Origin of the sequence: Saccharomonospora sp. CUA-673 (assembly GCF_001942305.1) — a bacterium.
Taxonomy (GTDB): Bacteria; Actinomycetota; Actinomycetes; order Mycobacteriales; family Pseudonocardiaceae; genus Prauserella.
Genome location: NZ_MKKE01000044.1, coordinates 20,531 through 33,542, shown reverse-complemented (window position 1 = coordinate 33,542; position 13,012 = coordinate 20,531). Strand labels below are relative to the sequence as shown.

General features: G+C 69.5%; 11 protein-coding genes and 2 pseudogenes. 7 read left to right on the top strand and 6 right to left on the bottom strand.

The annotated features are described in order from the left end of the window. The first annotated feature begins 58 nt into the window (after nt 1-58). Both murF and BJF85_RS30405 read left to right on the top strand, forming a co-directional pair. Nucleotides 59-907: a UDP-N-acetylmuramoyl-tripeptide--D-alanyl-D-alanine ligase gene (gene murF / locus BJF85_RS30410; RefSeq protein WP_255375739.1), complete on the top strand. Its 849-nt coding sequence runs from the start codon at nt 59-61 to the stop codon at nt 905-907. Next, complete coding sequence (locus BJF85_RS30405; protein WP_255375738.1) at nt 856-1,446, top strand: glutamate ligase domain-containing protein; 591 nt, start codon at nt 856-858, stop codon at nt 1,444-1,446. Before murF ends, BJF85_RS30405 begins: the two co-directional genes overlap by 52 nt. Here BJF85_RS30405 and BJF85_RS18460 read toward each other — a convergent pair. Both BJF85_RS18460 and BJF85_RS18455 read right to left on the bottom strand, forming a co-directional pair. Further along, a complete protein-coding gene (locus BJF85_RS18460; protein WP_075849516.1) occupies nt 1,351-2,466 on the bottom strand; it encodes an L-threonylcarbamoyladenylate synthase in 1,116 nt (371 codons plus the stop codon). The genes BJF85_RS30405 and BJF85_RS18460 overlap by 96 nt on opposite strands. A 152-nt stretch (nt 2,467-2,618) precedes the next feature. Further along, entirely contained in the window at nt 2,619-3,935 is a 1,317-nt protein-coding gene (locus BJF85_RS18455; protein ID WP_158057000.1) for a folylpolyglutamate synthase/dihydrofolate synthase family protein, read from the bottom strand. 214 nt (nt 3,936-4,149) lie between these two features. On the opposite strand from BJF85_RS18455, the pseudogene BJF85_RS18450 reads away from it, so the two are divergent. After that, nucleotides 4,150-5,180, top strand: a pseudogene (locus BJF85_RS18450) (TerC/Alx family metal homeostasis membrane protein). A 409-nt stretch (nt 5,181-5,589) separates the two neighbouring features. Here BJF85_RS18450 and BJF85_RS18445 read toward each other — a convergent pair. Continuing rightward, entirely contained in the window at nt 5,590-6,081 is a 492-nt protein-coding gene (locus BJF85_RS18445; RefSeq protein ID WP_255375737.1) for a winged helix-turn-helix transcriptional regulator, read from the bottom strand. A gap of 76 nt (nt 6,082-6,157) precedes the next feature. Next, the gene (locus BJF85_RS18440) at nt 6,158-6,655 is read right to left on the bottom strand and encodes a hypothetical protein (RefSeq protein ID WP_005456773.1); all 498 of its coding nucleotides are present in this window, start codon (nt 6,653-6,655) and stop codon (nt 6,158-6,160) included. Between the two features lie 269 nt (nt 6,656-6,924). On the opposite strand from BJF85_RS18440, the pseudogene BJF85_RS18435 reads away from it, so the two are divergent. Both BJF85_RS18435 and BJF85_RS18430 read left to right on the top strand, forming a co-directional pair. Continuing rightward, a pseudogene (locus BJF85_RS18435) lies at nt 6,925-7,973 on the top strand (TerC family protein). 100 nt (nt 7,974-8,073) lie between these two features. Next, nucleotides 8,074-8,544: a bacteriophage spanin2 family protein gene (locus tag BJF85_RS18430; RefSeq protein ID WP_139320707.1), complete on the top strand. Its 471-nt coding sequence runs from the start codon at nt 8,074-8,076 to the stop codon at nt 8,542-8,544. 450 nt (nt 8,545-8,994) lie between these two features. On the opposite strand, the gene BJF85_RS18425 is transcribed toward BJF85_RS18430, so the two are convergent. After that, nucleotides 8,995-9,330: an NUDIX hydrolase gene (locus tag BJF85_RS18425; RefSeq protein ID WP_281245774.1), complete on the bottom strand. Its 336-nt coding sequence runs from the start codon at nt 9,328-9,330 to the stop codon at nt 8,995-8,997. Nucleotides 9,331-9,670: 340 nt separating this feature from the next. On the opposite strand from BJF85_RS18425, the gene BJF85_RS18420 reads away from it, so the two are divergent. Next, nucleotides 9,671-10,522 carry a universal stress protein gene (locus tag BJF85_RS18420; RefSeq protein ID WP_225949947.1) on the top strand — a complete coding sequence of 284 codons (852 nt, stop codon included), beginning with the start codon at nt 9,671-9,673 and terminating at the stop codon, nt 10,520-10,522. A 78-nt stretch (nt 10,523-10,600) separates the two neighbouring features. Here BJF85_RS18420 and BJF85_RS18415 read toward each other — a convergent pair whose 3' ends face one another. After that, the gene (locus BJF85_RS18415; protein ID WP_187346933.1) at nt 10,601-12,058 is read right to left on the bottom strand and encodes a potassium/proton antiporter; all 1,458 of its coding nucleotides are present in this window, start codon (nt 12,056-12,058) and stop codon (nt 10,601-10,603) included. 90 nt (nt 12,059-12,148) lie between these two features. On the opposite strand from BJF85_RS18415, the gene BJF85_RS18410 reads away from it, so the two are divergent. After that, nucleotides 12,149-12,958 carry a universal stress protein gene (locus BJF85_RS18410; protein ID WP_075849315.1) on the top strand — a complete coding sequence of 270 codons (810 nt, stop codon included), beginning with the start codon at nt 12,149-12,151 and terminating at the stop codon, nt 12,956-12,958. Nucleotides 12,959-13,012: the final 54 nt, after the last annotated feature.

Below are 13,012 nucleotides of genomic sequence, written 5' to 3'. Positions count from 1 at the left end.
CCCCGCAGACCCACCCGGCCGGCCCCAGCCACTGCACGTCCGAAGGAGCGTCACCACGATGATCCCCCTGACCGCCGCCGCGATCGCCGCGGCCACCGACGGTCACCTCGTCCCGGGGACCGACCCGTCGCTGCTGGTGACCGCACCCGCCAGCATCGACTCCCGCCAGGTCCACCCCGGCGGCGTGTTCGCCGCCCTCCCCGGCCGGCGCACCGACGGGCACTACCACGCATCAGCGGCCCTCGCCGCGGGAGCCGCCCTGGTGCTGGCCGCACGCCCGGTGCCCGCCCCTGCCGTCCAGGTCACCGACGTGACCCGCGCGCTCGGCGACCTGGCTCGCCACGTGGCAGACCGACTGCCGGCCACCGTGATCGGCATCACCGGGTCGAACGGCAAGACCACGACCAAAGATCTCGCCACCCAGGTCCTGGCACACCACGGCCCGGTCGCCGCCACAGACCGCTCCTTCAACAACGAGCTCGGTTTTCCCCTCACTGTCCTGCGCGCCACCCCCGACACCCGCTACCTCATCCTGGAAATGGGCGCCCGGGGCCGTGGACACCTCAGCTACCTGTGCGGCCTGGTCACCCCCCACGTCGGGGTCGTGCTCAACGTCGGCACCGCCCACCTCGGTCAATACCCCGACGGGCAAACCGGGATCGCCGCGGCCAAAAGCGAACTACTGACCGGGCTCCCCTCTGCAGACCACGGTGGGCTGGCCATCCTCAACGCCGACGATCCGCTCGTCGCCGCGATGGCCCCGCTCACCCCCGCCCGCACCCGCTGGTGGAGCCAGCGCCCCCACCCCAACGGCGTATACGCCCGAGATGTGCACGTCACGCCGCGCGGCCGGGCGTGCTTCACCCTGCACACTCCCGAGGCACGGCACCCGTCACGCTCCGCCTGACCGGCCGGCACCACGTCGGCAACGCCCTCGCCGTCGCCGCCCTCGCCCTCGGCCTCGGCCTTGACCACCACACCATCGCCGATGCCCTGAGCGCCGCTGAACCCGCCAGCGGCGGGCGCATGCAAACCATCGTGCGGGGCGACGGGGTCACGCTCCTCCACGACGCCTACAACGCCAACCCCGACTCCATGGCCGCCGCGCTGACCACCCTGAGCACCATGTCCGCCCGCCGCCGGATCGCCGTCCTCGGCGAGATGGCCGACCTCGGCGACCACGCCGCTGGCGCCCACCACCACCTCGGCGTGCTCGCCGCACGCGCCGGCCTCGACGTCCTGATCACCATCGGCACCCGGACCGCGCCTCTGATCGCCGACGCGGCCGACACCGAGCACAGCACCCTCGACATCATCGCCGTTCCCGACAGCCAGGCCGCCCACGACGTGCTAAGTCGAATCCTTCGTCCCGACGATCTCGTCCTGATCAAAGCATCCCGCGCCGCCCACCTCGAACACCTCGTCGCCGCGCTCAGCAACCGCTGAGCAGCCCGGAGTCGCGGCCGTCTGGCTGCGCGACCCGGCCGCTCGGCGGAGCCGATCCGCGATCGCCAATCCGAGCCCGTCCGGGGTAGGAACCGAGGCCACCACGACCTCGCACTCATGCCGGTCGAAGTCACGGAGGAACTCGAAAAGCCGCCGCGCGTACTGCGCACCCGAGTCCGGCACCGCGATAACGCGCTGCCCGGCACACGCACCGGCACCGTCCGCGAACTCGGGCGGCAGCAGGACGCCGACGCGCCGGCCCTGCGCTGCCAGGTACTCGGCGTGGCCGATCACCTGGCCCGGCTCGACCAGGACAACCCGTGCCCTCGGCGCGTAGTGCGACGGATGCTGGCCCGGAACGCGTACGGCACTCCTCGCCCGCACCGGCACGGAGCAACCCAGTGCGCGCTCAAGATCCTCTCGTGTCACGCCGCCTGGGCGCAGTATCGCAGGTGCGCCGGTGAGGTCGACGATCGTGGACTCGACACCCACCGCACAGGGGCCGCCGTCCAGCACGTAGTCGACGTCGGCGCCCAACCCGTCGCCAACATGAGCAGCCGCCGTGGGACTGACCGAGCCGAAACGGTTGGCCGATGGCGCCGCCACACCGCCACCGAACGCCGTGAGCAGCGCGCGGGCGACCGGATGGTCGGGCACCCGCAGCGCGACCGTCTCCAGACCGCCGGTGACCGCGCGGGGAACACGGCGGCCCCGACGAAGAACCAGGGTCACCGGGCCAGGCCAGAAACGGTCAGCGACGCGGCGCGCCGCGTCGGGCACCTCCGCGACCCAGTCGGGGAGCTGACGCGCCCCGCTGAGGTGCACGATCAGCGGGTGCGTCGAGGGCCGCCCCTTCACGGCGAAGACACGCTCCACCGCGTCGACGTTCTCCGCGTCCGCGCCGAGCCCGTACACGGTCTCGGTCGGGAACGCGACCAGCCCACCCGCGCGCAGGGTGCCAGCAGCGCGTTCCACATCGAGTCCCACGCGCTCAGGCGCGATGCCTGGTTGATCCGACATCACCCGTTCACCCCTCACCACTGCAGTCTGACACACCACCGGCTCGCGCGATCACCGTTGCCCCCGCGCCGCCGGACCCATTTCGAGACCGGATCTCGTACCCTCTCTTCCCGATCAGCACGCGCGGCGCTCAGCCCGGGCAGCACGGGTGGTCACGTCACCAGCGCTCGCACGACGGGCAGCGCCTCGCCGATCACATAGAGCGACCCGGTAACTACCGTGAGCGTGCTATCATTCGCCGCCGCCGCGCGGCGCACCGCATCACCCACATCCGCCTCGACCGCGACCGATCCTGCGCCCACCGCCCGCGCGGCGGCGGCGAGCCTGGCGAGCGGCACCGCTCGCGGTGTCCGGGGCGAGGTGCAGATCACCCAGTCACCAGCCCCGACCCCCAGGGCACTCAGAAACGCCTCCGGCGCGCGGGTCCCGGTCATACCGACCACCACGGTGCGGGAGACGCCGTCGAACCGCTCCCGCAGCGCCCGTGCCAGCGCGGTGGCCGCTTCCTCGTTGTGGGCGCCGTCCATCAGCACAGGGCCGGGGGTGTGGACAAGCTCAAAGCGGCCCGAAGCCCGCAGCGCCCCGCAGACCGCCCGCACCACCTGGTCGGCCACCGGCCGGGCCAGCCACACCTCGGCGGCGGCCAACGCCGTCGCCGCGTTCGCCGCCTGCCACGGTGCCAGCAGACGCAGGAAAACGTCGTCATAAGTCGCCCCGGGCGTGAACAGCGACACCGTCCGGCCATCCGCGACCGGCGCGTCGGCGGCCACGCCGAAGTCACGATCCACGGTCACCACGCGCGAGGGGCGGCGGCCCAGGAACGGCGGGTGCATGGCCGGGTCCGCTTCGGCTAGCACCACGGTCGCGCCCTCAGGAACCGCGCCAGCCTCAGCCACGGCGTTGTCCCACCGCCTGTCACCGAAGTACTCGACGTGGTCGACGCCCACCGACGTGACCACCACCAGGCCGGCGCCGAGCGCGGCGGTCGCGTCGCCGCTGCCACCCAGACCGGTCTCGACCACCGCGACATCAACACGTTGGTCGGCGAACCAGCCCACCGCGGCCGCGGTCATCAATTCGAACCAACTGGGCCGCCCCAGCTCTGACGCGGTGCGCTCGTCCGCCACCAGCGGGTCGAGCACCGCCGCCAACTCGTCGTCGGTGATCGTGACACCATCGATGGTGATCCGCTCCTGCGGCCGGTGCAGATGAGGACTGGTGTACAACCCGACCCGCAGTCCACTGCCCGCCAGCACCGCGGCCAGGATCCGGGCGGTCGTGCTCTTGCCGTTGGTGCCGGCCACCAGGATCACCGGCACCCGCTGCTCGGGCCGGCCGAGCGTGCGCAGCAGCCGCTCGATGACCACGGTCGTCGGGGCCTGCGACACCACCCCACCAGCAGCGACCCCCACCCCCCGCTCATGGTCGACGTGACCGTCCAGCCACTGCCATACCCCGGCGCGCCTCACGCCACCGATCCTAGATCCACCCCCGATCAACCTTGACAGCCACATTCCGGCCAGTGACACTGCGTGCAGAGGGGAGTACTTCCCTAAGTGTCTGCCTGGTCAATACGGACACCCCATGGTGTCCCCGGGCGACCGCCCTCACCAGGGTGAAGGAGACCTCGAACGTCGTCCGTGCGCGGAGGTCTTCGTGCCCTTTCATCCCGTGGTGTCGTCTCTGTCCGTGGCCGCGCCCGCCGACTCGGTGGGGTCCTCGTCGATCGGGTCGCCCTGGTTGTGGGTCGCCAGCATCGCCGTAATACTCGGCCTCCTCGTCACCGATTTCGCCGTCACCCGCCGTCCCCACGAGGTGTCGATACGGGAAGCGATTGGCTGGTCGGTGTTCTATCTCACGCTGCCCGTCCTGTTCGGGATCTGGCTGTGGGCGGTGTTCGACAGCGGGCCGGCACTGGAGTTCATCACCGGCTTCGTGGTGGAGAAGTCACTGTCGGTGGACAACCTGTTCGTGTTCATGCTGATCCTGGCCGGGTTCGCGGTCCCGTCCCCCATTCAGCAACGGGTGCTGCTGTACGGCATCGCCGGTGCCTGGTCCTGCGGGGCATCTTCATCGCGGCGGGCGCGGCGCTGCTGCAGGCAGGCACCTGGGCGTTCCTCCTCTTCGGCCTGATCCTGCTCGTGTCCGCGGGCAAGATCCTGCACGAGGTGCACACCGGTTCGGCCTTCGCGGGCCGCGACGTATCCCAGATGCGTATCGTGCGACTGCTCCGTAGGTTCATGCCCGTCACCGACGACTACCGAGGCACCCGGCTGACCGTACGGGAGCACGGACGACGCGCGCTCACGCCGCTTGCGGTGGTGGTCGCCGCGGTGTTCGTGACCGACGTGGTGTTCGCCGTGGACTCGGTCCCCGCGGTCTACGGCATCACCGCGGACCCCTACCTGGTATTCGCCACCAACGCCTTCGCGCTGCTCGGCCTGCGCGCGCTCTACTTCGTGCTCCACGCCACGCTGGCCAAGCTCGTCTATCTCAACCACGGCCTGGCGGTCATTCTCGCGTTCATCGGTCTGAAACTGGTGTTGCACTGGGCCCACGGAATCTGGCCGGCCACCCCGCAGATCCCCACGCCGGTCTCCCTCGCTGTCATCGTGGCCATCCTCGCCGTCGTCATCGCGGCGAGCCTGCGCACCCGCCGCCGAGCCGAGCAGCACGTGATTGAGGCCGAGCAGCACGTGATTGAGAAGGACTGACCATGTTCACCATGCTCACCGGATTCCTCATCGACATCGCTGTCACGGCACTCATTCTGCTGGCGTTGGTCATCACCTGCGCAGCGTTGGTGCCGCCCCGCCCGCCACGATGAACACACGCCGTCCCGGGTGGCGTGTCAGTGTGGGGTGCGAAGCGAGAGGGGCGCTGGTCGTCGCGAGGTCCTGTCCGCACACCGCCCGGCCACGCCACGTAGCCCTTGCCAGGGCGTGCTTGGTGGTGCTGGCGTCGGTGGCGTGAGGTTTCCTGGACCCGCGCGGTGGGGCGGCGGGTGCCTGCGCCGGATCCGGGTCGGCCAGATCGTGTTGACGACGCGGGGCTTGGTCGTTGAGGTACTCCCCCTCAACGTCGAGAATGACGAACTGTGGTTCGTTTACCAAGGGTGGCGAGTTATCCGGTGCGGCGACGACGCGGAGGAGTCGAGGCGCCGTCAGCCGAAGCATCACGAGCATCGTCAGGGGTGGCGGGACCGACGGCGGTGATGAGGTCGGCGATGCGGTGGTGGGCTTCCAGCGGGTGGCGCAGATGGCCGTCGGGGTTGATGCGGTAGTGGTTGCGGCGGCCGACTTTGGTGCGCTCGATGTAGCCGCCCTGGATGAGGTCGGTGAGGATGAGCTGGACGGCGCGGGTGGTGATGCCGACCTTCTGGGCGATGACGGGCAGGGTCTGGTGCGGGTCGGCGGCCAGGCAGAGCAGCACGTGGGCGTGGTTGCTCAGGAACATCCACGACCCTGGCGTCTGCGACGCGGCGGCGTCGGCCGGTTCCGCACCAGCATCCACCACGCCAGAATCCACCGTGCCGGAGTCGGTGGGATCCGAGCCCGCTGGGGTGGGGAGGGCGTGGTCGGGTGGGGGTTCGGCAGGCCGCATGGGGCCGACCATAAGGCATTCCTTCCACTCTCGATGCCGCTGTCGGCGCGGGGTCCGGATCGGCGGGGAGCTGCTCGACCGGGTGTGATCAGACCAGCATCGCGTCGGGCAGGGTGTGCTCGTCTGCGCGGCGGATCCGCAGCCGAGGTTGAGTGAGGCCGAGCAGGTACTGGCAGGTCGCAGGCGTGAGGAGCTCGGCGCGAGGATGGGCGGGCAACACGAGCACGTCGGCGTCGTGCACTCGGCACAGTCGCAGCAGGGCGGCGGCCACGCGCCGATGCCGGCCGCCCGGCCCGCGACGGTGATGCCACGCGGTGGTGTGGATCCGCACGCCCCGCTCGGCCAGCCCGGATGACGGGAGCCGTGACAGCGCGGGAGCGAGCGCCGCGGCGGTGACCTGCTCCCGGCGGACCTGCTGCCAGGCGATCAGCCGCGCGTTGAGCGTGAGCCCCGGCGGCGGGTGCAGCACGGCGAGCACGAGGTGGCCGTGGTCGGCGATCAGTTCGACCGCCGCGGGCAGCTCGGCGGCCGGCGCGGGATCGGTGGCGTCGACGACGCAGACGAGGGTTGTGCACTGGGCGGGCATCAGCGGACCTGCTTTCCACGGCACGGATCGAGGAGGCCGCGCGCTGGCCTCATTTCCAGATTGACGAAGTACGGTTCGCCAGTCAAGCCTTGACAGGCGAACCGTATTTCGTCATTCTGGTGGTGCGGAGGGGAGTACCCACCACGTCCGGGATCGTCATTACGGCAGTTCGATGGCTGCCCGGTCCCGGCGCCACCGGACCCAGCGCACGTGCTCTGGCGGTTGGGGAGACCTCCGGTTTCACTCGACGTGACCGGAGGTGCTTGACTGTGGTTGTTCCGTTGTGGGCGTGGGCCGCGGTGCTCGGCGTGATCCTGGTGATGCTCGCGATCGACCTGTTCGCCCACCGCCGCGCACACGTGGTCGGGGTCCGCGAGGCCGCCGCCTGGTCGGCGGTGTGGGTCGCGCTCGGCCTCGGGTTCGGCGCGATCGTGTGGTGGGCGTGGGGCAGCGAGTTCGCCGCCCAGTACTTCGCGGGCTACGTGATCGAGAAGTCCCTCGCGGTGGACAACGTGTTCGTCTTCGCGATCATCTTCGGCTACTTCGCCGTTCCCCGCGAGTACCAGCACCGCGTGCTGTTCTACGGCGTGCTCGGCGCACTGGTGTTCCGGGCGGTGTTCATCGCCGCGGGCTCGGTGCTCATCGCGTCCTTCGCCTGGATCCTGTACGTGTTCGGCGCCTTCCTGGTCGCCACCGGTGTCCGGATGGCCGTGCACCGCAACGAGACCATCGACCCCGACCGCAGCGTCGTGCTGCGCCTGTTCCGCAAGGTCATCCCCACCACCGAGGAGTACCACGGGCAGAAGTTCCTGGTGCGCCAGGCCGGGCGCTGGGTGGCCACCCCTCTGTTGGCGGTGCTGGTGCTGGTCGAGGTCACCGACATCGTCTTCGCCGTCGACTCCATCCCGGCGATCTTCGCCATCACCCAGCAGCCGTTCCTGGTGTTCACCTCCAACGCCTTCGCCATCCTGGGCCTGCGCGCCATGTACTTCCTGCTCGCCGACCTGATGCACCGCTTCATCTACCTCAAGCTAGGCCTCGCCTGGTGCTGGTGTGGGTCGGCATCAAGATGCTGCTGCTCGACCTCTACAAGATCCCCACCTGGTTCTCGCTGGCCGTGGTCGCCCTCCTGCTCGCCGTCGCCGTCACGGCCAGCTGGATCCGCACCCGCACCACCCCGGCCACCCCAGCGGCTGCCTCTGCCGATTCGCTGGCCGGTGCGGAGCCCGACACGGTCACGACCGAGCCAGCCCAAACCGGGGCGGCCGCAGCCGAGACGGCCCCGTCCTCGCCCACTGGCCTGTCGACGCGCGACTGACGCGCGTCGACCGCCCCGGTGCCGCCCACCGCTCACTCCCCCCACCAGCGGTGGGCGGCACCACCCCACAGACCCAGCCCATCCGGAAAGGAACCCGCTCATGCGCATCTCGACTCGATGGACCTCTGTGCTGCTCGGCGTGGGCGTCGTGGCGGCGATCAGCGGCTGCGGCGCTGTCCAGCAGGCCGGCGACACCGCCGGTTCGGCCGCGGACACCGTGACCGGCGCGGTCGCCGCCGCCGAGGTGTGTAGCGACGCGCTGGCACTGGTCGCCAACCCGCCCGACCTCAGCGCACCGCAGGCCGCACTGGACCAGGCGCACACCACCGCCACCGAGCTCACCGACCTGGTCGCGACCACCAGCGACACCGACATCGGCCGCGCCATCACCGACCTGGCCGCCACCCTGCAGACGGCCACCCTGGACACCCTCACCAGTGCTCCAGCCGCCTGGCTGCAGGCCAGGGCCGATCAGCCGCCGCGCTCACCACCGCCTGCGCGCCCTGACCAAGTAGGGTCACGGGCACGACAGGAAGCAGCCCGTGATGAGCACCGTCGGCGACCCCGCTGAACGTTCGTCGGTCGTCCCTCCCTTCCAGGTGAGCGGCCCACTCGCAGGCGAGGTCAGGTTGTCGAGAGCTCCACCCCAAGCTCCTGGGCGAGGGTTTCCTGGGTGAAGCCGAGAGCCTCGCGCCGTGCTGCGAGAGCATCTCGTCGTATCGCCATAATCACTCCCAGATTCGCTAGCGCACCCACGCTACCCGGCGTTGATCGGACCTGATCAGCGGCCATGTCAACGACGAAACGGCGGACGTTCACGTCCGGACGTGCGACCCAGACCGCCCATGAAAACGCCAGAGCGGGATGGTGCTTGGGACGATCTGTGCATGTCCGCAGGGGCCGCCACCAACTAAAGCTGTCGACGGCGCGTGAAAACTGACCCCGGCGTGGCGCCTAACCCAGGTGCCGCCAGGGGGTCAAGATTCGCCCGCCGTTGACACTAAAGCCCCGCCCGACAGGATCAGCGCGCCTCGACCGCGTGCTCTGCCGCGAGCCTGCGCACATACGCGCGGATTCGGTCGCGATCCTCGGGGAACACGCTCTCCCACGATTCGTCCAGGTCGACCCACTTCGGCGGCTGTCCCTTCTCCCCGCCGAGTGGCGCGTCGCGGTTGATGACGGCTCCGTAGGACAGGCTCAGCGTTGGCGTCCAGTCGGCGCGGAAAGAGCGGACAGCGACGGCCGCCGGCACTGACAGCAGCTCGCCCAGCAGGCCGGTCTCCTCCAAGAGTTCACGGGCTGCTGCGGCTCGAGGCGTCTCGCCTGGCTCGACGGTTCCGCCGGGCGTTAGGAACAGTTGGCGGTCTCACTCTTCTGCTGTCTCAACTGGCGCGCACGTCGAGGGCTAGCTGCGGCGTCGACATCATCTCTTCGGTCCGTGCAGGACGCGTTTGGTCTTGGGCAATTCGATATGCGGGCTGACGCTGCTTCGTTCAGCGCGTGAATTTCGCTGGCGCCGTTGGTCATGAGCGGGCGCCGCTCGCGCAGGCGGCCCATCCAGACGTCGCCTTACTATGGATGCCCGAGGAAACATCCGTCGCCAGCCGCCATCGGCTTGCCGATGCATTGGCCCGGTTCGACTTCGGTCGTGGGCGCCGGACGGTCGGAGGGGGCATTATTCGCAGGGAGGGAGTGTGATGTCGATGGCCGCCGCACCAGTCCGCCGGGTGCTGGTCGCCACCGATTTGTCTGAGCAGGCGGGCTTGGCTGTGCGGAGGGCCGCGCAGCTGGCCGCCGAACGCGACGCCCGGCTGAGCGCCGTCAATGTGCAGCCGGCCGGGTTGAACGAGGAGCTGAGCGAGTTCGCCCACGCCCGCCTGCGCTCACACCTCGACCGGTTCATCACCTCCACGGTCACGGAGGCCGTCGTCCGCCACGGTCACGTGGCTTACGAGATCCTCGCTGAGGTCACTGATCGCGACGCGGACCTGCTGGTCGTCGGCGCGCATGGCGGCCACCGGCTGACCAGCCCGGTCCTGGGCAGCACTCCCGGCAACCTGGTGCGGGCGAGCCCGGTTCCGGTTCTGGTGGTCAAGAGTCCACCCGATGGGGAGTACCGCACGGTCGTGCTCGCCGTCGATAGCACAGCTGTCTCGGCAACGGCGGCGCACACGGCGGGCGCGCTCACGCCGTACGCGGACCACATCGTCGTGCACTTTGCCGTAGTTGTCGGCGAGACGTTGATGCGCATGCACGGCGCCAGCGAGCAACACTTGGCCGAGTTGCGCGAGGTGAGCACCGAGCAGGTTCGCGTCGATATCGAGCGCGTGGCCGCCGAGCTGACGCCCGCTGCGTCGCGGGTGGTGATCGCGTCCGGGCGTCCGCAGACGCGTTTGCCAGAGCTGAGCCGCCACCACGCCGCCGATCTGGTCGCCGTCGGTACCGGCGCCCGCTCGTCGCTGGGCTACACCCTGCTCGGCAGCGTTGCCCAGCACGTGTTGCGGGACGCGTCATCGGATGTGCTCGTCGTGCCGGCCCGGAAGGACTGACCTGGAGCTGTACGTGTTCCCGCGATATTGCGATCATCCTGGCCATCGCCGCCTGTGTGGGCGTTGCCTGATCGCCGCTTATTCTCCGCGGGCCCAGGTAGTGACGAGTTTGGAGGCGTCGGGTTGGCGGGGGATCGCGACGATGACGAGGTCGCCGTCTCGGAGCCGGGTGCGTGGGGTGGGGATCAGTGTTCGTTTGCCGCGCATGATGGCGGTGATGAGTCCGTGGGGTGGGGTGATGTCTTTGAGTTGTTTGCCGGCGATGTGCAGGTCGGGGGTGACGCGGACTTCGATGAGTTCGGTGTTGATGTCGCCGATGGGAACATCCTCGGCCACCGAGGTTGTTGTAGGGGACTCGCCGCGCAGCCCGAGCCAGCCCGCGACGGTGCTGATGCTGACGCCCTGCACGGCCGCGGAGACCAGGACCACGAAGAAGACCATGTTGAAGATGAACGGGCCGTCAGGGTGGCCGGCGACGAAGGGGAACGTGGCGAGCACGATCGGCACCGCGCCGCGGAGCCCGACCCAACTGGTGAACAGCAGTTCCTGCCATCGGTACCGCAGCCAACCCAGGGTCAGCAGGACCGCGATCGGGCGGGCCACGAACACAAGCACGAACACCACGGCCAGTCCGGGAACCACGACCGACGGCAGTTGTGAGGGGAAGACCAGCACGCCCAGCATGAGGAACAGCCCGACTTCGGCGGTGCTGGACAGTCCTTGGTGGAAGGTGCGGATCCCGCGGCGGTGCAGCGGTACCCTGGCGCCAACCACCAGCCCCGTGACGTAGACGGCGAGGAAGCCGGAGGCGCCCACCGCCGCGGCGGCACCGTAGGACAGTCCGGCGACGCCGAGCGCGAGGACCGGATAGGCGCCTTCGGGGCCGAGGTTGGGGCGCATGAGCATCCAAGTGCCGGCGAGGCCGGCCAGTGCGCCGACACCGAGGCCACCGCCCAGTTGCAGCAGCGCGAACGTGACCCAGTCGCCAATTCCGGGATCGGCACGCCAGGTCTCGATCAACCCGATCGTCAGCATGATCGCGATCGGGTCGTTCGCGCCTGATTCGACCTCCAGTAACGAGGCCAGCTTGCGCGGCAGCGGGGCCCGGCGCAACATCGCGAAGACCGCAGCGGCGTCGGTCGAGGCCACCACCGCGCCGATCAGGAACGCGGTCAACAGTTCCACATCGAGCAGGAGATACGCACCGCCACCCACCACGCCCGCGGTGATGAGCACGCCGACGGTGGCCAGCAGTGAGCCAGGCAGCGCTGCCTGCCGCAGATCACCGGGTTTGGTGGTCAGCCCACCCTCATACAGGATCAACAACAGCGCTATGGTCCCCCCGATCTGGGCGACACGCGGGTCGGACAGACTGACCAACGCGAGCCCGTCGTCACCGATGACCATGCCCAGCACGAGGAACAGCAACAGACCGGGTAACCGCAGCCGGTTGGCGAATCCGGCCGCGAGAACACCACCCACCAACAGCACCGCAACCAGCAGGATCCACCAGTCGGCAGGTAATTGAATGCTCATAGCTCCACGGTTTCCGGTTTCCACATACGGTCACGACCCTACCCAACACACCAGGTCGAATCGGGCAAACGGCGCAGGTCGGAGGCTGTGATGGCGGACGATAAGCATGTCGTCTCCCGTGTGCTGGTGCCATTGGACGGCACCGACGAGGCGCAGCGGGCACTCCTGCCCGCACTGCGGGTTGCCCAGACGCTGGATTGCCCCATAGAGCTGGTCACGGTCTACGACCCGGTCAACGGACGCTGGGCCCGTGACCTCGACGACATCGCCGAGCAGCTGCCCTACGACCAGGTCGAGGTCGCTGTCGTCGGCGCCGGATGGCCGGGCGAGGTGATCGCCGACATGGCCGGCGAGAACCCCGGAACCCTGATCTGCATGTCGGCGCAACACCGCGACGAGGTTGACCGCCTCGTCCTCGGCAGCGTCTCGGCGCATCTGCTGCGCACCAGCCGCGCGCCGACCCTGGTGGTCGGTCCCGGCTACGAGCTTTCGCGACTGCCCCGCCGCTATGAACGTCTCGTGGTCTGTCTCGATGGCTCCGACCGTGCCGAAACAGCCCTCGCCGTCGCCACCACGTGGGCCCGCCTCTTCGCTACCGAGGTCGAGCTCGTGCACGTCGCGTTTCCGAGAGAAACCCCGGGAAACCTGGAAGCTCTCGGAGCGGGCCTGTCCCGAGCTGCCGACACACTGGCCGATGACGGTGTTCAGGCCAGTGCCACCCTGCTCACCGGCGACCACCCCGCCGCCAGTATCGCCGAGCTGCTCCAGTCCCGCCCGGCCACACTCGCGATCACCGCCACACACGGCCGTACCGGGCTCACCCGACTCCTGCTGGGCAGCGTCACCACTGAACTGCTCACGCGCAGTCCCACCCCCGTCCTGGTCGCTCCCGTCACCTGAACGCATCTCCCCAGGGCAGCGGTGATCAACATGTCCGATGCCCGTGTCAGTCGT